This window comes from Pseudomonas sp. BNK-7 (assembly GCF_048072025.1).
GTDB lineage: Bacteria > Pseudomonadota > Gammaproteobacteria > Pseudomonadales > Pseudomonadaceae > Aquipseudomonas > Aquipseudomonas danubii.
Window position 1 is genome coordinate 4,833,444 of the sequence record NZ_CP182252.1, and the last position, 21,246, is coordinate 4,854,689.

Genomic DNA, 21,246 nt, shown 5'->3' on the forward strand with positions numbered 1-21,246 from the left:
CCCCGACAACATCGAAACCAACACAACTTAACGGTGTTCCACAGGCCTGTATGACGATCTTCAGAAAGTCATTTTCGAGCGCCAAAGCATAGTTTTGGCGCTCTGCGCAATTGGCCACTAGAACTATTTTTGTATCCAGATAGTGCAAACCAAGCCTTGCACTTGGGCGGTGTTCCGCTCTGCGCCGGGTGGAGCTGCGGAGCCTGAAATATTATGAATCAATTTTATCAAAGCCAACTAATCAAGGGCCCAGCACTGCTTGACAAACAAAAAGCCTAGCCGTACTAAGGAGGCTGTCATGATCTATTTGTAATTTGTCTTTACAAAAACAAGACACTAAAAACTCTAAAAGGATTTAGTAATGAAGGCGCTAGGCGTTGTCAATGACATAGACCTTTATATATCCGTAACTAAAACTGGTAGTTTCTCCGAAACAGGAAGACTATTTGGCATCCCACCTTCTTCGGTGATGCGCAGAATCAATAGCCTCGAAAAAGAACTTGAAACCTGCCTATTCAATCGATCGACAAAATGCTTGGTACTTACCGAAACAGGCCTGCTCTTTCTCGAACATGCAAAGAACATCTCGAGATGCATTGGGCATGCTAGATCAGAAGTAAAAGAACACACTGCATCGACCCTTGGCATTCTCAAGGTTTCAGCACCCGTGGCCTTTGGACGGCGCCATGTAGCGCCTTTGTTGAGCAGAATACTGAACCATCATCCCGGTTTGAACATTGAATTCTCGCTTAACGACAACGTTCTCGACCCCAGCATCGATAACGTCGATATCTGTATCAAGCTGGGCATATTGCCGGACAGTAATCTGATTCCAACGAAACTTGCGGATATGCGGCGCGTGCTCTGCGCAAGCCCGGAATACATCCGGCAACACGGCTGTCCGCAAACTCTTGAAGACCTGTACCAACATGCCTGCCTGATCCACAGCACCTGCAGCAACTTCTCACTGACTTGGCAATTCAAGGTCGATGGCCTGTTCAAGAAGCTCATGCCCAGCAGCCGGCTATCGGTCAACAGTTCCGAGTTGCTGGTGGACGGCGCCCTTCAAGGCATAGGAATCATCCACGCACCCACCTGGCTGGTGCATGAACAGATCGCCAGCGGCCAACTGGTGTCGCTGCTCGACGAATATTGCGAGGCCGATCCGCAACAGGGAGCGATCTACGCACTGAGGGCACGCAGCAGCGTTGTCCCGGCCAAGACCCGCCTGTTCATCAATGAGTTGAAACGCTCGATCGGCAGCACGCCTTACTGGGACTTGCCGTTTGAAAAGGAAATACCGCAGACCCTGGCCACCCTGCATTTCGATACGGCAATGCATTCAGCGCTTTCCAGAGCCACCACCTTGCACGACAAGAGCCAGACATCATGAATCAGTACGACGTCATTATCATCGGTAGTGGTATCGCCGGCGCGCTGACCGGCGCCGTCCTCGCGAAGTCCGGGCTGAACGTACTGATCCTCGACTCGGCCCAGCACCCACGATTCTCCGTCGGCGAAGCGGCAACACCGGAAAGCGGTTTTCTGCTGCGCTTGCTCGCAAAGCGCTTCGACATCCCTGAAATCGCCTACCTCTCGCACCCCGACAAGATCATCCAGCACGTCGGTTCAAGCGCCTGCGGGATCAAGCTGGGCTTCAGTTTTGCCTGGCATCAAGAGAACGCGCCGTCGTCCCCCGACCACCTTGTGGCCCCGCCGCTGAAGGCGCCGGAAGCCCATCTTTTCCGGCAGGACATCGACTATTTCGCTCTGATGATTGCCCTGAAACACGGCGCCGAATCCAGACAGAACATCAAGATCGAGTCGATCAGCCTCAACGACGACGGGGTCGAGGTGGCATTGTCCAACGCCGCCCCCGTCAAGGCCGCGTTCATCATTGACGCTGCTGCCCAGGGCTCTCCGCTCTCCCGCCAACTGGGCTTGCGCACCACCGAAGGGCTGGCGACCGACACCTGCTCATTCTTCACCCACATGCTCAATGTGAAGAGCTACGAAGATGCCCTGGCTCCGTTGTCCCGCACTCGTTCCCCCATCGAACTGTTCAAGAGCACCTTGCACCACATCTTCGAAGAGGGCTGGTTGTGGGTCATCCCCTTCAATAACCATCCGCAGGGCACCAATCAGTTGTGCAGCGTCGGCTTCCAGTTCAACAACGCCAAGTACCGTCCCACCGAGGCGCCGGAGATCGAGTTTCGCAAACTGCTGAAAAAGTACCCGGCCATCGGCGAACACTTCAAGGATGCGGTCAATGCCCGGGAGTGGATCTACGCGCCGCGCATCAACTACCGCAGCGTGCAAAATGTCGGGGATCGCTTCTGCCTGCTGCCGCAAGCCACAGGGTTTATCGACCCGCTGTTCTCCAGGGGATTGATCACCACCTTCGAGTCCATCCTCAGACTGGCCCCCAAGGTGCTGGACGCCGCCCGCAGCAACCGCTGGCAACGGGAACAGTTCATCGAAGTCGAGCGCCATTGCCTGAACGCGGTGGCGACCAATGACCAGTTGGTTTCCTGCTCCTATGAAGCCTTCAGCGACTTTCACCTGTGGAACGTGTGGCATCGGGTCTGGCTCAGCGGCTCCAACCTGGGCAGTGCCTTTCTGCAAAAGCTGCTGCACGACCTGGAACACAGTGGCGACGCCCGCCAGTTCGATGCAGCGCTTGAGGCGGTGCGCTTCCCTGGCTGCCTGTCCCTGAACTCGCCCGCCTACGAAAGCCTGTTCAGGCAGTCGTGCCAGGTCATGCAACAGGCCAGGGAGCAAGCCAGGCCGGTGGCCGAAACCGCCAACGCGCTGCATGAACTGATCAAGGAGCACGAAGCCGAGTTGTTGCCCCTGGGCTATTCGCGGATATCCAATCGTTTCATCCTCAAAGCCTGAATGCCTGAGTGATACCCGGGGCCGGGTGCCGGTGTCTGTGACCGGCAGCCAGCCCTGGCGATCCACCCGTGCGCCGAAAACCGCAACACTTCCCGCGCAAAATCCCGGATAATGCCCGCCATTTTTTGCTTTGTGATGCCGGTGCCCTCCATGGAAATCAAGGTCAACTTTCTCGACAACCTTCGACTTGAAGCCAAGTTCGACGACTTCACGGTGGTGGCCGACCAACCGATCCGCTACAAGGGCGATGGTTCGGCGCCGGGTCCGTTCGACTATTTCCTGGCTTCTTCGGCGCTGTGCGCGGCGTACTTCGTCAAGCTGTACTGCCAGACCCGCAACATCCCCACCGACAACATCCGCCTGTCGCAGAACAACATTGTCGATCCGGAAAACCGCTACAACCAGATCTTCAAGATCCAGGTCGAACTGCCGGCGGACATCTCCGACAAGGACCGCCAGGGCATCCTGCGTTCCATCGACCGTTGCACCGTGAAGAAGGTGGTGCAGACCGGACCCGAGTTCATCATCGAGGAAGTGGAAAACCTCGACGCCGATGCCCAGGCGCTGTTGATGCCGCAATCGGGCACCAGCGCAGGCACCTACATTGCCGGCAAGGACCTGCCCCTGGAGCAGACCATCGCCAACATGTCCGGCATCCTCGCGGGCCTGGGGATGAAGATCGAAATCGCTTCATGGCGCAATATCGTGCCCAACGTCTGGTCGCTGCATATCCGCGATGCACAGTCGCCGATGTGCTTCACCAACGGCAAGGGCGCGACCAAGGAAAGCGCCCTGGCGTCGGCCCTGGGCGAGTTCATCGAGCGCCTGAACTGCAACTTCTTCTACAACGACCAGTTCTGGGGCGAGGAAATCGCCAACGCCGAGTTCGTGCATTACCCGGACGAGCGCTGGTTCCAGCCGGGGCGCAAGGACGAGCTGCCCAAGGAGATCCTCGACGAACACTGCCTGGCCATCTACAACCCGGATGGCGAGCTGCGCGGCTCCCACCTGTACGACACCAACTCGGGCAACATCGAGCGCGGCATCTGCTGCCTGCCCTACGTGCGCCAGTCCGACGGCGAGGTGGTGTACTTCCCCTCCAACCTGATCGAGAACCTGTACCTGAGCAACGGCATGAGCGCCGGCAACACCCTGGCCGAAGCCCAGGTGCAGTGCCTGTCGGAGATCTTCGAGCGGGCGGTCAAGCGCCAGATCCTCGAAGGCGAGCTGGCCCTGCCGGACGTGCCCCAGGAAGTGCTGGCCAAGTACCCGAGCATTCTGGCGGGCATCCAGGGCCTGGAAGAGCAAGGCTTCCCGGTGCTGGTCAAGGACGCGTCCCTGGGCGGTGAGTTCCCGGTGATGTGCGTGACCCTGATGAACCCGCGCACCGGCGGCGTGTTCGCCTCGTTCGGCGCCCACCCAAGCTTCGAGGTGGCGCTGGAGCGCAGCCTCACCGAGCTGCTCCAGGGCCGCAGCTTCGAAGGCTTGAACGACCTGCCGCAACCGACCTTTGAAAGCCAGGCGCTGATGGAGCCGAACAACTTCGTCGAGCACTTCATCGACTCCAGCGGCGTGGTGTCGTGGCGTTTCTTCAGTGCCAAGGCGGACTTCGAATTCGTCGAGTGGGACTTCACCAGCCAGAGCGGCTTCAGCGAAAGGGAAAAAGCCAGCGCCGAGGAAGCCGCGACCCTGTTCGGCATCCTCGAAAGCCTGGGCAAGGAAGTCTACATGGCGGTGTACCAGCACCTGGGGGCCACCGCCTGCCGCATCCTGGTGCCGGACTATTCGGAAATCTACCCGGTGGACGACCTGATCTGGGACAACACCAACAAGGCGCTGTTCTTCCGTGAAGACATCCTCAACCTGCACAGCCTGGACGAAGACGGTTTGCGCTCACTGCTGGAGCGCCTGGAAGAAAGCGAGCTGGACGACTACACCGACATCACCACCCTGATCGGCATCGAGTTCGACGACAACACCGCCTGGGGCCAGTTGACCATCCTCGAACTCAAGCTGCTGCTCCACGTGGCCCTGGGGCAGTTCGACCCGGCCAAGGAACTGGTGGAGATGTTCCTGCAATACAACGACAACACCGTCGAGCGCGGGCTGTTCTATCAGGCCTTGAACGCGGTGCTGGAAGTGGAACTGGACGACGAACTGGAGCTGGGCGACTACGAAGCCAATCTGCGGCGCATGTTCGGCAACGAACGGATGGACGCGGTGATCGGCTCGGTGGACGGTAGCGTGCGCTTCTACGGCCTGACCCCGACCAACCTGCAGCTCGAAGGCCTGGACCGTCACCTGCGCCTGATCGACAGCTACAAGAAGCTGCACGCGGCACGGGCCAAGTGGAGCGCAGCCAACCGCTGACACAGCGCCCCGTACCTGTAGCAGCGAGCTTGCTCGCGAAGCCCTCAAGAACGCCGCGTTCCCCAATGAACGCGGCGTTTTCGTTGGCGACCATCGCCAGCCGGCTCGCTTCTACAGTGACTCGTCAGCCATCGCGCAGCCCGGGCGGCCAGGGCTTGCGGTCCTCTCTATCAGGCGGGCCATACAGCTCCTGCTCCCAGTCCTCGAACGCCGGCGATGCGCTGTATCCCGGATCGCAGTACTGGCGAATGTATTGGGCGGCACGGTACTCGGCGTACTTGGCATTCACCGGTACGCCCTCTTCGTCCAGCTCCAGCACATTGGCAAAAATCGCGTAGGCCATCTCCAGCATGCTCGGCTCTTCGCTCAGGCAACTGCGATAGTCGACACCCTCCAGCAGCGGGTAGCCGAGGGTGCCGTTGGCGACCCAGAAACTGAAGGTGCGCAACGCCCCGGAAAACTCCGGGCTGAGTTGTTTCGGGTAAAGCATGCGGCTTGCCTCTGCTAGGTATCGGACCGGGAGGATTCTCCGGTACTGGCCGCTGTGCAAGCAAGTCGACGGCAGCCGCCGTGTTCAACTGACGGCCAGCGAGCGCTGTTCGGTTACCACGCAATTACGTCCCTTCTGCTTGGCCTGATACAACAACTGGTCGGCCTTTTCCAACGCAGCGGTGATCGAACCACTTCCCGGCTGCCACACGCTGACGCCCAACGAAACCGTAATGTGCCCGACAGTATCGATCTGCGCCGCGGCGATCGAGGCTCGCAGGCGCTCTGCGACATCGGTTGCAGCCCGTAGCGAACTGTTCGGCAAGAGCAGGACAAACTCCTCGCCGCCCACCCGGCACGGCAGGTCGTCAGTGCGCGAGTTCTGCTTCATCAGGTCGGCAATCGCTCTCAGGGTTTCATCCCCCACGCCATGGCCGAAGGTGTCGTTCACCCGTTTGAAGTGATCGATGTCCATGGAAACGATGGCAAACGGCTGATTGGCCTGTTGCCAATGCGCCAGGGTGTCCTGCATCGCCCGCCGGTTGGCCAGCCCGGTCAGCGCATCACTTTGCGCCTGCTGGTTGAGCCGGCCGATCTTTTCCTGGAGCAGGCTGGTGCCCAGCAGCAGCGCCCGACGTATCTGCCAACTTTCAGAATACTGCGCCGGGATCGCGCTGATGCGCTCATAGCTCTCAGGGCTGTCCAGGCGCCTGGCACTCTCGGCCAGCCGCGACAGCGGCGCCGAAATCCTCGTCCCCAACCACCAGATCAGCACCAGGCCGAACAGCGCCAGCGGCAGTATGCCCTTGGCGACTTTGGACATGGTTACCTGCAGCGTGGCCTGGATGTTGCCGAGGGGCTGCTGGGCGATCACCCCCCAACCGCTGCTGGGCACATGGGTGAAACCCGCGAGCATTTCCACGCCCTGGGCATCCAGCGCCTGCAATGCCCCCCCGCCCTGGCTCAAGGCCGCATCGACGATCGGGTCATCGGCAACGATCTGGCCGATCTGCTCGGGATAGGGGTGATAGAGAACCCGCCGATTACTGTCCACCAGATAGACATGGGCGCCATCCTCACGGACCTGCCGGTCCATCAAATCTTGAAGGGCGTTCTTCTGTTCAAGTCGGATGCTGCCGCCGACCAGCCCCAGGTACCGCCCTTTGCCGTCAAACACCGGCTGGGATACAAAAACCAGCAGATTGCCGGCAATGGACTTGAAGGCCTTGCTGATGATCGGTTGACGCAGCCTGAGCGGTGTCTGGTCTTGCAGGGACTGGCCATTGAGATGCAGGTGCTCGGGCATTGAGGCGATGATGGTGCCGGTCGCGTTGGTGATCAGTACCGAGTTGAAGCTGTTGTCCTGCCCCAGCAAGCGCTGGGCTTCGCCGGCCAGTCGTTGCGAATCGTCAAAGTCTCCACCCAGAACAGCGGCGGCATACTTCAAGCGATCCTGATCGGAACTGAGCACCTGCTCCACACCGGAGGCGATCCGAGCGGCATAGGCCTGGTTGACTTGCAGGGCGTTTTCAATGAGCTCCTGCTACTGGATCTTGAACATGACCCAGAAGCTGTTGGCCAGGGTGGCCAATGCTGCAAACAGTACGAAGACCAGAATCAGCACACGAAGATTAAGCTTGGGCTTGGGCCGGGTAGGCATGTAAAAAAGTCCGGATGAGCAAGCAGACAGTGGATTTCGATGTTGCGCCAACTGCCTGCCGGCTATGGATCATTCACGTCCGTGCGCCCTAGACACATGGATAATCATCCGTCGAACATCGTCGAAACGCCTGCACTGTTTGGCTATAAAGGCGTCAGTTATTAGAGCCGCGCAGTCTACCCGGGTTGCTCCGATTGGCAATCGATAAAATGACCAGGCGTCCAGTGGCGCACGGCCCATGGTTTTCACACCAGCCCCAACCCGTCACAATGCGCCGCCTCAGGCCAGAGTTGCCCCCAAACCGCCCGCCTCACTGATCGCAAGGACCGCCCATGAGCGTCTTCAGCACCTTGTTCGACCCTCTCGAAAAGCCGGCACCGTCGGCCACTGACACACTCCAGGCGCCCCATGAAGCGGATGCAACGCCCGATCCGGTCCAGCCCCAGGAACAGGCCGGGGCCGCCAACCGGGCCCTGCTCGAGGCCGCCGATGCCTACTTCGCCTTTCACCTGTTCGCCGCCCCCTTCCCCAGCCAGGCCGAGGCTGAACGGTTCGCCTTCGAACAGTGGGAGCCCGAACCTGCGGCGGATGCCAGCGACGCCGAATTCAGCGCCTGGGAAGAACGTAATCCCAGCTGGCGCCTCAGGCAGGAATTGGGCTACTACATGGACGCCGATTTCGTCGAGCTGATCGGCAAAGACGACTGCCCGCAATACCTGGAATCGCTGATCCGCAGTGATGCCGAGCAACAACGGCTGCGCTCGCGGATCAAGGCGCATTACAGCCACTTCATCATCGTCGGCAGCGAGTCGATTGATGGCGACCAGCGATCGGTTGCCTCCGGGCCCAATCAGCGCCCGCCGCAAAGCACGCCGACACTGGACTACCTGGGCGAGTTCAACGGTTCCTCTGCCCCGCACTAGATGCTAAAAAGGCCCACAGTTTTCCCTTGCACCCCTTGTCGTGCCCAGCCGTACCACGAGAATCACCATGCACAGCCATTACCCGAACACCCGCGCTCCGTTGCGCCCTCTTGACCTCCTCACCCACCAGCCAACGGCGGTAGCCCCATGATCGAAGTCACCGAAGTGTCCATTGCCGACCTGCGCGCCGCCCTGGAATCAGGCCGGACCACCGCCGTGGAACTGGTCCAGGCCTATCTGGCGCGGATCGATGCCTACGATGGCCCGCAGACCGCCACCGCGCTGAACGCCGTGGTGGTGCGCAACCCCGAGGCCCTGAAGGAGGCCGCAGCGTCCGATGAGCGTCGCGCCAAGGGCCAGACCCTGGGCCCGCTGGACGGCATTCCCTACACCGCCAAGGACAGCTACCTGGTCAAGGGCCTGACCGCCGCCTCGGGCAGCCCGGCCTTTGCCGAGCTGGTGGCCTACCGCGACGCCTTCACCATCGAGCGCCTGCGGGGCGCCGGGGCCATTTGCCTGGGCAAGACCAACATGCCGCCCATGGCCAACGGCGGCATGCAGCGCGGGGTGTATGGCCGCGCGGAAAGCCCCTACAACGCCGCTTACCTGACCGCGCCCTTCGCCTCGGGCTCCTCCAATGGCGCCGGCACGGCCACCGCCGCCAGCTTCGCCGCCTTCGGCCTGGCCGAGGAAACCTGGTCCAGCGGGCGTGGCCCGGCCTCCAACAATGGCCTGTGCGCCTACACACCATCGCGTGGAGTGATTTCGGTGCGCGGCAACTGGCCGCTGACCCCGACCATGGACGTGGTGGTGCCCTTCGCCCGGACCATGGCCGACCTGCTGCAAGTGCTGGACGTGGTGGTGGCCGAAGACCCGGACACCCGCGGCGACCTGTGGCGCCTGCAGCCCTGGGTGCCGATCCCCAGCGTGAGCTCGGTGCGCCCGGCGTCCTACCCGCAACTGGCGGCCGACGCCACGGCGCTCAAGGGCAAACGCTTTGGTGTGCCGCGCATGTACATCAATGCCGACCCGGAAGCCGGCACCAGCGACAAACCCGGCATCGGCGGCCCCACCGGCCAGCGCATTCACACCCGGCCCTCGGTGATCGACCTTTGGCAACAGGCGCGTCAAGCCCTGGAAGCCGCCGGCGCCGAAGTGCTGGAAGTGGACTTCCCCCTGGTGTCCAACTGCGAAGGCGACCGCCCCGGCGCACCGACCGTGTACAACCGCGGCCTGGTCAGCAAGGAGTTCCTCCATGACGAATTGTGGGAGCTCTCGGGCTGGGCCTTCGACGACTTCCTGCGGGCCAACGACGACCCCAAGCTCAACCGCCTGGCGGATGTCGATGGGCCGCAGATCTTCCCCCACGACCCCGGCACCCTGCCCAACCGCGAAGACGACCTGGCCGCCGGCATGGACCAGTACGTGACCATGGCCAAGCGCGGGCTCAAGACCTGGGACCAGATCGCCTCCCTGGCTGACGGCCTGCGCGGCCTGGAGCAGACCCGGCGCATCGATCTGGAAGAGTGGATGGATCGCCTGGGGCTGGACGCGGTGCTGTTCCCCACCGTGGCCGACGTTGGCCCGGCCGATGCCGATATCAACCCCGAGTCGGCGGACATCGCCTGGAGCAACGGTGTGTGGGTGGCCAACGGCAACCTCGCGATCCGCCACCTGGGCGTGCCCACGGTGACCGTGCCGATGGGCGTGATGGCAGACATCGGCATGCCGGTCGGCCTGACCTTCGCTGGCCGCGCCTATGACGATTCGAGCCTGCTGCGCCTGGCGTCGGCCTTCGAATCCACCGGCAGCAAGCGCCTGATTCCACCACGCACGCCGGCCTTGTCACTCGCTCGCTAAGCGCAAAGGTCCGAGGCGCCCATAAGGCGCCCCGGGCCTTTACCCGCCTGACAGCGCACCACAGCGACGCACCGCCAGGGGCGCGCGACGGTATGTTGCGCAGGCTATTTCAACTGATTGGCGAAACGCCCCACGGCCCCCACAACCTGGCGCGCGCCCTCCTGGATTTCGAGAATCACCGAGCCGGCCTCGTTGGCAAGTGCCAGGCCTTCTTCAGCCTGCCCGCGACTGTTGGCCATGCCGCTTACGGCTGCATCCGCCAGACTCTGGTTCTGCTGTACAACGCTGACGATTTCTTCGGTAGCGGCACTGGTGCGCCCCGCCAACTGCCTCACTTCATCGGCGACCACGGCAAACCCCCGGCCCTGCTCACCGGCCCGCGCCGCCTCGATTGCGGCGTTGAGCGCGAGCAAGTTGGTCTGTTGGGCGATGCCGCCAATGGTCTGGACAATCGAGCTGATCAGCAGTGATTGCTTGCCCAACGCTTCAATCCCGGCGGATGCCGCCTGCATTTCATCCGAGATCATGCGCATCGTTTGCACGGTGTTCTGCACCACGTCGGCGCCTCGGCGGGCGCTGATGTCGGTTTGTTGGGAGATCTCGAACGCGATGGTCGCCGCCTCGTTCACCTGCTGCTCGCGAGCCACTTGCTCGGTAATGACCGTGGCGAACTTGACCACCTTGTAAAGGACGCCCTGTGCGTTGTGCACCGGGTTGTAGGTCGCTTCCAGCCAAACGACTCGACCATGGGCATCGACGCGCTTGAAACGGTCAGCCACGAATTCACCGCGATTGAGGGTCGCCCAGAACTCCTTGTAATGACTGGACGCGGCATCGGCTGGGTCACAGAACATGCTGTGGTGCTTGCCTTTGATTTGCCCAAGTTCATAGCCCATTGAGCGCAGAAACTGCTCGTTTGCTTGCAGGATATGGCCTTGAAGATCGAACTCGATCACCGCAGTGGAGCGCAGCAGCGCTTGAATGAACGCCGAATTCTCCGCCGAAGTGTCAACGGTCTCGGTGATGTTCGAACCAAAGGCATGAATACTTTCCAATTGCCCCTGTTGATTGACAATCGGCTGCCAGAGGCCGCGAAACCACGACAGTCCACCATCGGGACGCTGAAAACGGTAAGTATCGATAACCGCGTCGTGGTTGTTCACGCTGTCGAGCAAACGACGATAGCAATCCATCTGCCGTACATACTGCGGAATGAAATTGTCGATCGGTTTGTTCAGTACTTGGTTGGCGCCACACCCCAACATGTTCAGAAAGCCTTCATTGGCATCTATAACGTTGTAGTTGGCGTCAAGGACCGCACGCACAAGGCAAGTCTCAATCCCCTTGAGCAACTGTCGAGCCACTGAAAGCTCCGACTGAAGGGACTGCAACTGCATTTTCAAACGAGTATTGAACATGGGCGCATCCTGCTAAAGGAGAGACTCTTTGCTATCGGCAACCGTTGGGGGTTTGTTTTCAGCTTTTTTTGTGCTGCAAAAACACTATAGAAGCATTGTTTGCAGCGCTCCATTTTCTCCCCTGATATAAAGCCATGCACCCAGCCTGGTGGTTACAATCCCCGCGCCACGCCACTAGCGCCCTTCCCCATGCACCGCCCGAGCCGGACCACTCACCATGACCACACACCGCATTACCCTCGCCAACGGCTGGATTGCCGAATTTGCCGAACAAGGTGAATTCCGCATGGGCGCCATCAGCTGGAACCTGCACCTGCGCGGCCCCGAGCAACAGGCCATCCGCTATTTCGAAACCCAGATCGTGCTGGTCAACGATGAGGATGGCGAGCAGGCACGGAACTTCATCAGCCTGTCCGAGGACGGGGTCTACGGGTACCTGGGCAACGGCATGAGTCACGGTTGGGTGATCGACTTCTCCCGCTGCATGATCGCGCCCCACCGGGTGACCATTTCCCACTACCACTACGCCTATGACGAATACATCTCGCTGCTGGAGCAACCGGCGTACAAGCGAGTGCGGGAGTACATCAGTGTCATCGGTCGCACCGTCTACCTGACCTTTCCCTTCACCCGGGACGAGGACTTTCCCAAGGTCTGGGAGGAGTACCTGGTGATCCGCCGGCGGCAGCTGGACGAGCTGTATTTTAGGAACTGAGTCAGCGCAAGCTCCAGGACACACCCAGGTACACCCCCAAGCCTTCTCCCGGGGTCGAGCGCGCCGCGTCCAGCCCCTTGTCGTCGTAGCCCGGAGTAACGGTGGCGGCGTAGCGCTTGTCGGTCAGGTTGCGCACATCGACCCAGGTCTGCCAGTCGTTCTTTGGTGCGTTGTAGCCCAGGGTGGCGCCGAACAGCGCGTAAGGGTCGGCGTAGTAACTGTTGGCGTAATCCACCGCCACCTTGGACACCAGTTGGGTGTTGACGGCGGCGAAGAAACCCAGGGGCCAGTCGTAGCGCAACTCGCCCTGGTAATAGTGCATCGGCAGGCCCGGTAGGCGGTTGTCGCCAAAACGCGCGTCATCGCGATAGTGGAAGTCGCTGAAGGTGTAGGCCTGGCGCAGGCTCAGGCGGCCGACGCCTGGCTGCGACCACAGCTCACTCTGCAGGCTGGCCTCCACGCCTTGGTGCACCGTGGGGCTGGCGTTGAGTTCGTAGGGCATGGTGGCGTTGGCGTCCGGCCATACCGAGAGCAGTTCGTGGCGCACCTGGGCGTAGTACCAGGCCAGGCTCCACTCGCCCAGGCTGCTATCGCCGCGGCCGCCCAGCTCCAGGGTGGTGGCGGTCTGGTTGCGCAGCTCGATCGGATCGCGCTGGGCGCCCGTGGCGACGCCACTGCCAGCCGGGAAGCGCAGGTTCGAGCTGTAGATCAACGACCAAGGGTGCGGTGCTTCCACCGAGCGGCTGAGATTGCCAAACAGCTGCACATTCGGTGTCAGCTGGTAGCGCAGGCCCAGGCGCGGCGCGTAGTCCCAATCGCCGAGGCTGGTCTTGCCGCCGCCCTCGGGGTAGGTCACCGCACTTTCGCGCCGGGTGTAGATGGCCGCCAGGCCCGTGGTCAGCCACAGGTCATCGGCAACTTCCAGGTCATTGCCAAAGTGCAGGACGGTGTCCGAGCCCTGGTAAGTGAAGTTGCGGATTCGCGTGCCTGGCGCATAGCTGGCGGTATTGCCTGTGGGAATCCGCACAAACTCGCTGGCACCGTCATTGGGCAGGTGCTTGGTGACCCGCAGGCCCAGGGTGCTGCGGCTTTCCCGGCCCCAGAGAGTGTCGCGGCGCTTGTAGTCGAAGGTGCCGCTGACGTCGCTGTAGGCCACCTTCAGGCGGTTGGGACCTTCGCGCAGGTCCATGGGGTAATCGTGGTAGACCAGACCGGTCTGGATGCTCGAATCGTCGTCGATGTAATAGGTGGTCTTGTTGCCGACAAAGGTACTGCCCGGCTGCTTGCGCCGGTCGTCGCGGTTGACATAGGCCGGGTTGGCCGCCCGTGGGTCGTGCTCGATGGAACCTTTGCTGACCCGCCCGGCCAGATCGTTGTCGGTCTCGCGGTAGCGCAGGTAGAAACGGGTTTCCAGGTTCGGGTTGAAGCGGTAGCCGAAGTTGCCAATCAGCCCCTTGCTCTGGCTGCGGGTGTGGTCCTGGTAACCGTCGGCGTTGGCGTCGGTCAGCGACACGTAGTAGTCGAAATTCCCCAGCACTTGCCCGGAGCTGAGCTGACGCTGCTGATAACCGTGGCTGCCAGTGGCGTAGCGCACCTGCAACAGCGGTGCGTCGTAGCCGGTGTGGCTGATGTAGTCGATGGCGCCCCCCAGGGCCAGGGCGCCACGGTCGAAACCATTGGCGCCGCGCAGCACCTCTACGTGATCGACCCACAGGGGCTCGAGCAATTCATAAGGGGTGCCGCCGGGGCCGGTCAGGGGCAAGCCGTCGAGCATGGTGTACAGCCCCGAGGCATGGGCCCCCGGCGCGCGGTTGATGCCCGAACCACGGATCGAGATCTTCACCCCTTCGTTCCCGGCGGACTGGGCATAGACCCCGGGCTGATAGGCCAGCACATCCTGGTTGCTGGCCACCCGCCCCTGCAGCGGCCGGCGCATGTCCACCACATTGCTGGCGCCCGGCACCTGGGCCAGCCGCGCCTCGGCCTCTGCCACCTGCTGTCCCTCAGCGCCCTGCTCCTGCCCCAGGACCTGCGCCGGGGCCAGCTCCACGCTCCGGGTCTCGGCGATTGCCGGGCAGGCAAGGGCCAGGCCCAACAGGGCCGTGGGCAAGGATTTTGGCGAAGACATCGAGAAAACTCCGACAGGCAGAAAGGGGGCAATGCAAGTTGCGACGCAGGAAAGAACCAAGAGAACACAGGGGAATTGGGCTTTTTTTCGCCAGGAAAGCGGATGTCGGCAGTCACGCCTTCACTGGCGAAGCCACAGCGTCCAGCACGCAGCGCTAAGGGGTCTTGGCCCCCGCCAGAAAGTGCGCCACCAAGGCATTGGCATGACCATGCCCCATGCCGTGTTCGGACTTGAGCCAGGCCACCAGTTCCATGTGCTTCTTGCCGCTGAGGGCGCCAAGAAGCTCCAGCCAGTGGCTGATGGGCTGACCGTAGTTTTTTTCAATGGAAGGAAAGTACGACGCCGGGCCTTTGACCTGGCTGGCTTGGCTCTTGTTGTCTTGGGTCTTACCGTCTTTGCTCATGCTTCACCCTGTGCTTTTTTACTGCCCTTGATGTTTTCGATCAGATCGACCACGTAGTTCTGGTTGAAACCGGCAACGAAGGACCAGAACAGCAACTTGCCGTAGGCGGCGTAGCCGTCAGCGTGCTGGCAGAAAATCACATAGAAGCTGTTCTCGGGGTAGTTGCAACTCTTGTCCCTGACGATCTCGGGAAACAGTTCCCCTTGCACCACGCCGGAGATGAACAGGATGTACAGCAGGCCCGCCAGGATGCCGCCAATGAACGACGGCAGCAGCACATTGAACCAGGAACTGCACAGGCTGATGATCTCCTCCTCGCAAAGGTGTGACAGTTGCCGGTGAAACCCCACATAACCACCAATATTGCCGACGATGAACACCACCGAGGGGATGGTGTAGCCGTCGGCCAGGGCGACCGCTCCCAGGGACGCCGCCAACAGCAGCACAAAGATGATGAACAGTCGCTTCCATAGGATGTTCAGTGCTTCCTGGCGGTTCATGTTCAGCTCGTCGGTTCAGGTTTTCGGAGAGATCCGTCTACCTTGATGACGATAGATGAGCCTTGCCCGGCAGGACCTTTTTTTTCGCCAGGGAATCCTTGCCCCGGCGACCTGCGCCTGCCGTGTCCTCAGGCCGGATACCCGGTGATCTCGCGGATGCTCTGGTACAGCGGCTTGAGCTGGCGGTACATGCGCAGGTAGACCTCGCTGTACAGCCGCTGATACATCTGCTGCGCTTGCGGCTGTGGCTCGAACACCGCGCCGACCCGGGTCATGGCGCTGATGGCCGTGGGAAAATCCGGGTACAGGCCCAGGCCCACCGCACAGGCGATCACCGCCCCCAGCCCCGAGGCCTCATAGACGTGGGGGCGCTCTACCGGCAGGCCGAAGATATCCGCCGTCAGTTGCATCGCCGCATCGCTCTGGGAGCCACCGCCGGCCACCCGCAGGCGCGTGATCTTCAGCTTGGAGCGTTTCTCCATGCGTTCCATGCCCTGGCGCAGGGCATAGGCCAAACCTTCGAGGATCGCCCGGTAGATATGGGCCCGGGTGTGCACGTCGCCAAAGCCGATCATCGCGCCCTTGGCTTCCATGCCCGGCTCGCGGATGCCCGGCGACCAGTAGGGTTGCAGGGTCAGCCCCATGGACCCGGGCGGCACCGCCTGGACCAGGGCATCAAACAGCTGTTCCGCCTCCAGCCCCTGCTCGGCTGCCTGCTGCACTTCCCGCAGGCCGAACTGTTGCTTGAACCAGCTGACCATCCAGTAACCGCGGAAAATCATCACCTCGCAGTTGTAGTGGTTCGGCACCGCCGCCGGGTACGGCGGAATCAGCGGCACCACTTCCAGATAGCGGGAACGGGTGGTGGTGATGGTCGCCGTGGTGCCGTAGGACAGGCAGGCCGTGGTGGAATCCTGGACGCCCGAGCCCAGGACTTCGCAAGCCTTGTCGGCACCGGCGGCAATCAGCGCCAAGCCCTCGGGAATACCGGTGTGGCGACTGGCTTCGGCGCTGATCCGGCCCAGGGTTTCGCCGGGTTTGAGCAGGGTCGGCAACTGCTCCTGACGCACCGCCAGGGCCTGCCATTTCCAGTCGCTGGGGGCGGCCCAGCGCAGGCGCTTGTAGTCGAACGGCAGGTACGCCACGCAACAGCCAACGGAGTCGACGAAGTTGCCGGTCAGGCGATGGGTGAGAAAGCCCGAGAGCAGCAGGAACTTGTCAGTGGCTGCCCACACCTCGGGTTGCTGCTGGGCCACCCAGTTGGCTTCGGCCTGGGCCCGAAAATAGTCCACCGTGGCCTCGGCGCCGATCAGTTTGAACAGCCAGCCCCAAGGCCCCTTGATCCGACCCTCGACCTCGGCCTGGCGCTGGTCGAGCCAGAGAATGGCCGGACGCAGGGCCTTGCCCTGGGCGTCGACATTGATCAGGGTGCCGCGCTGGGTGGTCAGGGACACGCCGCGGATCTGCGAGCGGTCGATGCCGGTCTGCTGCCAGAGCAATTGGCAGGCTTCGCCGAGCTTGGCCCAGTAATAGTCCGGGTGCTGTTCGGCCCAGCCGGGCTGGCTTGAAAAATAGGCCTCCAGCTCCACCTTGCCCTTGCCCAGCAGGTTGCCCGACAGGTCGAACAGCAGCGCGCGCACGCTTTGGGTGCCGTTGTCGATCGCCAGCAGGTAGTCCTGCTTATTGTTGTTGTGCGTGTCCATGGGGCTCTCTTGGTTGGGGCTCAATCGGTGACGGGGGGCAGGCTGTGATGGCGCTGCCACAGGTCGCGGTAGCGCTGTTCTTCGGCCAGCCAGCGCGCATCGTCCCAGCCCAGGCGGGGCTGGCACAGGCGGCGGATGGCCGGCAGGTACTGGGCGGCGCCCTCGGCCAGCAGCAGGCCGATGCGGGTGCGGCGCAGCAGCAGGTCGTCCAGGTGCAGGACCATTTCCGCCTCGGCGGCAAAGGCCAGCTCGGCCCACAGGGTGTCGCTGGCGCCGACGCAATCGCCGCCCAGCTCGGCCACCCGCTGCGCTACGCGGGGCAAGTCGCGGCCATGGCGCCCGGCCAGGCGCCGCAACTGAGCCGCGCTGAGCCCGGGAATGTCCACCGGCGCCTGGGGGGCGAACACCGGCTCGCGGTCGTCCTCCACGTTGCGCCCGAGCATGGCGCCACAGGCTTGCAGCACCTCGATGGCCTGGGGCCGGAAGGTGGTGAGCTTGCCGCCGGCCAGGGTCACGCAGCCGGGCTCCTGCCACAGCACATGCTCGCGGGTTTCGTTGGACGGCTTGCCCTGTTGCTCCCCCCCCGCGCCGGCCACCACCGGGCGCACCCCGGCCCAGGTCGAGAGCACATCGGCGGCGCTTACCTGAGCCTGGGGAAACTGCTGGGCACAGGCGGCCAGCAGATAGCGCAGTTCTTCCTGACTGATGCTGGCGCTCTGGTCCAGATCGTCGCGGTGATCAAGATCGGTAGTGCCCACCACCGTGGCGCCTTCCCAGGGGAAGACGAACACCGGCCGCCGATCCTCGGCATGCATGAAGCTCAAGGCCTGGGCCACCGGCAGGCGCCAACCCGGCAGCAGCAAATGACTGCCGCGCAACGGGCGCAGCTGGCGCGGAGCCTGGGCCGGACGCAGGCGCTCGGCCCAGGCCCCGGTGGCCACCGCCAGGGCCGCGCAGCCAAGGGTGTGCACAGCGCCCGTTTCACTGTCCTCGATCGCCACCCCGCACACCCGCCCGTTCTCCCGCAGCAGGCGGGTCACCCGCAGGCCATTGATGGCCACGGCGCCATCGGCCCGGGCTTCGGCCAGCACCCGCATCACCAGGCGCGCATCGTCGGTCAGGGCATCCAGGAAACAGGTGCCCCCCAGCAGGCCCGGCTCCTTCACCCCCGGAACCAGGAAGCGCAGGTGCGCGGCATCGTGAAAGCAGTGGTTGCGGCGCCCGGCCAGGGCGTCATACAGGGTCAACAGGCCACCGAACACCTTGGGCCCGGGGAACCTGCCACGGTAATGGGGCATCAGGAAACTCATGGGTTCCACCAGCCCGGGGGCTTCCTGCAGCAGGCGCTGGCGCTCGCGTACCGAGTCCCGGGTCAGGCGCCACTGGCCCTTGGCGATGTAGCGCAAGCCGCCATGGACCATCTTCGAGGAACGGCTGGAGGTGCCCCAGGCAAAGTCCCGCTGCTCCAGCAACAGGCAACGCCAGCCGCGCCGCGCCGCTTCCCGCAGGATGCCGGCGCCGCTGATGCCACCGCCGATCACGATCAGGTCCCAGGGTTGCGCCCCCAGCCCGGGCAGCGCCTGTTGGCGCCACTGGCCGTTCCAGTCCTGGCTCATGGCGTTACTGCTCCAGCAGGGTGCCGGGGTTGAGGCGCCCGGCGGGATCGAAGTGGCGGCTCAAGGCCTGCAGGGTGTCGACGGCCAACGCGCCCTTCTCCCGCAGCAGGTACGGCGCATGGTCCTTGCCCACTCCGTGCTGATGACTGATGGTGCCGTGGTGATTGACGATGGTCTGGCTGGCGGCGTGCTTGAGGGCCTGCCAGCGCGCCAGGGTCGCCGGGTACTGGGCGTCGGGGCGGAATACGTAAGTGGTGTAGATGCTCGACCCTTCACCATAGACGTGGGACAGGTGGGTGAACACATGCACCTGCTCGCCCTCGGCGGCCAGGCCATCACGCAGGCTGCCCTCGATGCGTTGCAGCAGGCGATCAACGTTGCTCCAGTCGGTGGCCGTTTCCAGGGTGTCCACCAGGTAGCCGGCATTCCACAGGCTTTCGCGCAGGTAGGGAAAGCGAAAGCGGTTCTGCGCCCACTTCTTGCCCAGCAACGTCCCGGTAAAGACCCCGCCAAACCCCTTGAGCTGGCGCCGGGCGTGACGCAGGGACAAGGCATTCTGCTGGCGATTGCCGGTCACGCCGAAAGTCAGCAGGCACTTGCCCGGCCCCGCACCGCGCAGGGACAGGTATTTTTCCAGCCAGGCGATCTGCGTCGGATGGCCGGCCAGGGCCAATTGGGTTTCGGTCTCCAGGGCATTGGACAGGCGCAGCATCGACAGCGGCACCCGGGCCTGGGCCAGGGCGCGCACCGCTTGCAGCGCCTGGGTCCAGTCCGGCAGGAACACACCGTAGAAGCGCTCGTCGTCCGGCAAGCGGCTGACCCTGACCTTGACCTCGGAAATGATCCCGAAGCGCCCTTCGCTGCCCAGTACCACTTCCCGCAGATCCGGCCCGGCCGCAGACGCCGGAAAGGTGGCGATGGCCATCGGCCCGGCAAAGGTCTCCAGGGTGCCCCCGGCGAACAGCTGCTCGATGCGCCCATAGCGCAGCGACTGCTGGCCACTGGAGCGGCTGGCCACCCAGCCGCCCAGGGTCGACAGCTCCCAGGACTGGGGGAAGTGCCCCAGGGTGTAGCCGCGAGCGCGCAGTTGGCTCTCCACCTGCGGGCCACTGGCACCGGGGCCGAAAGTGGCCAGCAGGCTGTCTTCGTCCAGCTCCAGCAGGCGGCTCATGCGCGCCAGGGACACCGTCAGCACCGGCCGCTCGGACCAGCCCGGATTGATATGCCCGGCCACCGAGGTGCCGCCGCCGTAGGGAATCAGGCACAGGTCGCGGTCCTCGGCCAGGGCCAGCAACTGGCGGATCTGCTCGGCGGTTTCCGGAAAGGCCACGGCATCCGGATAGACCCCCAGCTCGCCCTCGCGCAGGGCCAGCCAGTCCGGCAGGCTCTGGCCGCGGGCATGCAGCAGGCGTTCCTGGGGATCGATGCAATACAGCGGGTGGGCAGCAAGGCGTGAGGCCGGCACCTTGGCCAGCGCCTGTTCCAGAGTCGCCTCCGGCAAGCGGCGCCCCGGGCCCAGGCGCTCGGCGAGAAATCCCGCGCCCTGGGCCGGCAATTCGACCACCGTGGATACATCCCCCCAGCCGTTCCAGCGTCGCATACGTGTGTCCTTGTGCTGTTCTTATAGGTCTTGCTTCAGGCTCCCTATACTAGTGCGCGGCTGAACGCTGTCACGGTCGCATCGCGCCAGAGGATGTAGCCGATTGAGTCAGGCACAGGTGACATCCGGCGCCAATTACCGAAGAATCCTCACCCTCCCCATCACAGGCTCGCGTCCATGCCGGCACCCCTGAAAACCTGCGCCCCGCTGTTCTGGTCCACCGACCTGGGCATCGACTACGGCGCGCCGACCTTGCACCTGCACGACTTGCTGCCCGTGGTGGGCGAGGAACACTCGGCCTTCTTCCAGCACCGGGACGACATCCTGATCGGCGAAACCCTGCAACTGATCTGGTGCCCGCCGGTTGCCGACCTCAATGGCTGGAACGAGCAGCCTTCGGAAATTGCCCTGAGCCAGCTGCTGCGGGTGCGGATCACCGGCCCGGCGCCCGAGCCGCCGACACCACGCAATGCCATCCACCATGGCCGGCCGAGGTACCGCTTCCTGGTCCTGTCCTGCCAGCCACTGCCGACGGCCCTGCGCGCCCAGCCGCTGGCACAGGACGCCTGGCACATGCCGCTGATCGAGAATGGACAGGGCCGTTGCCTGACCTGGGAGGCCATCGACAACTGTGGTCGCGCCGAGGTCCAGGGGCTGATCTACCTGAGCGCCTACCGCCGCGACGAAACCTATATGGAAATGTTCATCGAGGACCTGGGCGGACAACTGTTCGGGCTGCTTTCGGTGCACCTGGGCCCGGGGGGCGACGACTATGATTTTGGCCGGCGCCTCCTGCAAGGCGCGGAGTTGCGGGCCATCCGCCGCGCACTGGCCATGGCCCGGCCCCTGAAGGATTCACAGCCCGGCTACCTGGCCCCCTGAAGCCCCAGGGCGGATAAAAGCGCTCAGAAAAAGACTAAGCAGCTGTTTTCAAACTCATTTTTTTGCATTGGGGGGCTTCAC

At 63.0% G+C, this 21,246-nt stretch carries 16 protein-coding genes and 1 pseudogene; 7 read left to right on the forward strand and 10 right to left on the reverse strand.

Features of this window, described 5'->3' with window-relative positions:
* The first annotated feature begins 361 nt into the window (after positions 1-361).
* From ACMGF8_RS21865 to ACMGF8_RS21875, 3 genes are all read left to right on the forward strand, one after another.
* Positions 362-1,393, forward strand: a complete 1,032-nt coding sequence (locus ACMGF8_RS21865) for a LysR family transcriptional regulator (RefSeq protein WP_115580182.1) — start codon at positions 362-364, stop codon at positions 1,391-1,393.
* The gene (locus ACMGF8_RS21870; protein ID WP_115580183.1) at positions 1,390-2,898 is read left to right on the forward strand and encodes an NAD(P)/FAD-dependent oxidoreductase; all 1,509 of its coding nucleotides are present in this window, start codon (positions 1,390-1,392) and stop codon (positions 2,896-2,898) included. The genes ACMGF8_RS21865 and ACMGF8_RS21870 overlap by 4 nt, the downstream gene beginning before the upstream one ends.
* Before the next feature lie 150 nt (positions 2,899-3,048).
* A complete protein-coding gene (locus ACMGF8_RS21875; protein WP_416757071.1) occupies positions 3,049-5,268 on the forward strand; it encodes an OsmC domain/YcaO domain-containing protein in 2,220 nt (739 codons plus the stop codon).
* Positions 5,269-5,392: 124 nt separating this feature from the next.
* Here the strand turns inward: ACMGF8_RS21875 and ACMGF8_RS21880 are convergent, their stop codons facing one another.
* Together ACMGF8_RS21880 and ACMGF8_RS21885 are read right to left on the reverse strand one after the other, a co-directional pair.
* Positions 5,393-5,758, reverse strand: coding sequence for a DUF7677 family protein (locus tag ACMGF8_RS21880; protein WP_102863356.1), 366 nt, complete (start codon positions 5,756-5,758; stop codon positions 5,393-5,395).
* Positions 5,759-5,842: 84 nt separating this feature from the next.
* On the reverse strand, positions 5,843-7,228 hold the full coding sequence (locus tag ACMGF8_RS21885; RefSeq protein WP_416757072.1) for a diguanylate cyclase: 1,386 nt from the start codon (positions 7,226-7,228) through the stop codon (positions 5,843-5,845).
* A 521-nt stretch (positions 7,229-7,749) separates the two neighbouring features.
* Between ACMGF8_RS21885 and ACMGF8_RS21890 the strand changes: the two genes are divergently transcribed.
* Positions 7,750-8,340 carry a hypothetical protein gene (locus ACMGF8_RS21890; RefSeq protein ID WP_416757073.1) on the forward strand — a complete coding sequence of 197 codons (591 nt, stop codon included), beginning with the start codon at positions 7,750-7,752 and terminating at the stop codon, positions 8,338-8,340.
* 147 nt (positions 8,341-8,487) lie between these two features.
* Positions 8,488-10,200, forward strand: coding sequence for an amidase (locus ACMGF8_RS21895; protein WP_115580184.1), 1,713 nt, complete (start codon positions 8,488-8,490; stop codon positions 10,198-10,200).
* A gap of 104 nt (positions 10,201-10,304) precedes the next feature.
* On the opposite strand, the gene ACMGF8_RS21900 is transcribed toward ACMGF8_RS21895, so the two are convergent.
* Together ACMGF8_RS21900 and ACMGF8_RS21905 are read right to left on the reverse strand one after the other, a co-directional pair.
* Positions 10,305-10,847, reverse strand: a complete 543-nt coding sequence (locus ACMGF8_RS21900) for a methyl-accepting chemotaxis protein (RefSeq protein WP_371826212.1) — start codon at positions 10,845-10,847, stop codon at positions 10,305-10,307.
* A pseudogene (locus ACMGF8_RS21905) lies at positions 10,842-11,618 on the reverse strand (PAS domain-containing protein); the annotation flags it as partial. The pseudogene ACMGF8_RS21905 and the gene ACMGF8_RS21900, both read right to left, overlap by 6 nt.
* Positions 11,619-11,835: 217 nt before the next feature.
* Here ACMGF8_RS21905 and ACMGF8_RS21910 point away from each other — a divergent pair.
* Complete coding sequence (locus ACMGF8_RS21910) at positions 11,836-12,333, forward strand: hypothetical protein (RefSeq protein ID WP_102863352.1); 498 nt, start codon at positions 11,836-11,838, stop codon at positions 12,331-12,333.
* Position 12,334: 1 nt separating this feature from the next.
* On the opposite strand, the gene ACMGF8_RS21915 is transcribed toward ACMGF8_RS21910, so the two are convergent.
* From ACMGF8_RS21915 to ACMGF8_RS21940, 6 genes are all read right to left on the reverse strand, one after another.
* Entirely contained in the window at positions 12,335-14,461 is a 2,127-nt protein-coding gene (locus ACMGF8_RS21915; protein ID WP_416757074.1) for a TonB-dependent receptor family protein, read from the reverse strand.
* 154 nt (positions 14,462-14,615) lie between these two features.
* Positions 14,616-14,864: a DUF4287 domain-containing protein gene (locus tag ACMGF8_RS21920; protein WP_102863350.1), complete on the reverse strand. Its 249-nt coding sequence runs from the start codon at positions 14,862-14,864 to the stop codon at positions 14,616-14,618.
* Positions 14,861-15,364 (reverse strand): hypothetical protein, encoded by a 504-nt coding sequence (locus ACMGF8_RS21925; protein ID WP_102863349.1) that lies wholly within the window; start codon positions 15,362-15,364, stop codon positions 14,861-14,863. Before ACMGF8_RS21925 ends, ACMGF8_RS21920 begins: the two co-directional genes overlap by 4 nt.
* A gap of 128 nt (positions 15,365-15,492) precedes the next feature.
* Positions 15,493-17,067: an FGGY-family carbohydrate kinase gene (locus ACMGF8_RS21930; protein ID WP_207816335.1), complete on the reverse strand. Its 1,575-nt coding sequence runs from the start codon at positions 17,065-17,067 to the stop codon at positions 15,493-15,495.
* 20 nt (positions 17,068-17,087) lie between these two features.
* Positions 17,088-18,683, reverse strand: coding sequence for a glycerol-3-phosphate dehydrogenase/oxidase (locus tag ACMGF8_RS21935; RefSeq protein ID WP_416757075.1), 1,596 nt, complete (start codon positions 18,681-18,683; stop codon positions 17,088-17,090).
* 4 nt (positions 18,684-18,687) lie between these two features.
* Complete coding sequence (locus ACMGF8_RS21940) at positions 18,688-20,283, reverse strand: FAD-binding oxidoreductase (protein WP_416757076.1); 1,596 nt, start codon at positions 20,281-20,283, stop codon at positions 18,688-18,690.
* 177 nt (positions 20,284-20,460) lie between these two features.
* Here ACMGF8_RS21940 and ACMGF8_RS21945 point away from each other — a divergent pair, with 177 nt between their 5' ends.
* On the forward strand, positions 20,461-21,165 hold the full coding sequence (locus tag ACMGF8_RS21945; RefSeq protein ID WP_416757077.1) for a hypothetical protein: 705 nt from the start codon (positions 20,461-20,463) through the stop codon (positions 21,163-21,165).
* Positions 21,166-21,246 lie beyond the last annotated feature (81 nt).

Excerpts from the sequence above, each read along its gene's own strand:
- ACMGF8_RS21865 (WP_115580182.1), top strand. The coding sequence starts at position 362 with ATGAAGGCGCTAGGCGTTGTCAATGACATAGACCTTTATATATCCGTA.
- ACMGF8_RS21870 (WP_115580183.1), top strand. The coding sequence starts at position 1,390 with ATGAATCAGTACGACGTCATTATCATCGGTAGTGGTATCGCCGGCGCG.
- ACMGF8_RS21875 (WP_416757071.1), top strand. The coding sequence starts at position 3,049 with ATGGAAATCAAGGTCAACTTTCTCGACAACCTTCGACTTGAAGCCAAG.
- ACMGF8_RS21880 (WP_102863356.1), bottom strand. The coding sequence starts at position 5,758 with ATGCTTTACCCGAAACAACTCAGCCCGGAGTTTTCCGGGGCGTTGCGC.
- ACMGF8_RS21890 (WP_416757073.1), top strand. The coding sequence starts at position 7,750 with ATGAGCGTCTTCAGCACCTTGTTCGACCCTCTCGAAAAGCCGGCACCG.
- ACMGF8_RS21895 (WP_115580184.1), top strand. The coding sequence starts at position 8,488 with ATGATCGAAGTCACCGAAGTGTCCATTGCCGACCTGCGCGCCGCCCTG.
- ACMGF8_RS21910 (WP_102863352.1), top strand. The coding sequence starts at position 11,836 with ATGACCACACACCGCATTACCCTCGCCAACGGCTGGATTGCCGAATTT.
- ACMGF8_RS21915 (WP_416757074.1), bottom strand. The coding sequence starts at position 14,461 with ATGTCTTCGCCAAAATCCTTGCCCACGGCCCTGTTGGGCCTGGCCCTT.
- ACMGF8_RS21920 (WP_102863350.1), bottom strand. The coding sequence starts at position 14,864 with ATGAGCAAAGACGGTAAGACCCAAGACAACAAGAGCCAAGCCAGCCAG.
- ACMGF8_RS21925 (WP_102863349.1), bottom strand. The coding sequence starts at position 15,364 with ATGAACCGCCAGGAAGCACTGAACATCCTATGGAAGCGACTGTTCATC.
- ACMGF8_RS21930 (WP_207816335.1), bottom strand. The coding sequence starts at position 17,067 with ATGGACACGCACAACAACAATAAGCAGGACTACCTGCTGGCGATCGAC.
- ACMGF8_RS21935 (WP_416757075.1), bottom strand. The coding sequence starts at position 18,683 with ATGAGCCAGGACTGGAACGGCCAGTGGCGCCAACAGGCGCTGCCCGGG.
- ACMGF8_RS21940 (WP_416757076.1), bottom strand. The coding sequence starts at position 20,283 with ATGCGACGCTGGAACGGCTGGGGGGATGTATCCACGGTGGTCGAATTG.
- ACMGF8_RS21945 (WP_416757077.1), top strand. The coding sequence starts at position 20,461 with ATGCCGGCACCCCTGAAAACCTGCGCCCCGCTGTTCTGGTCCACCGAC.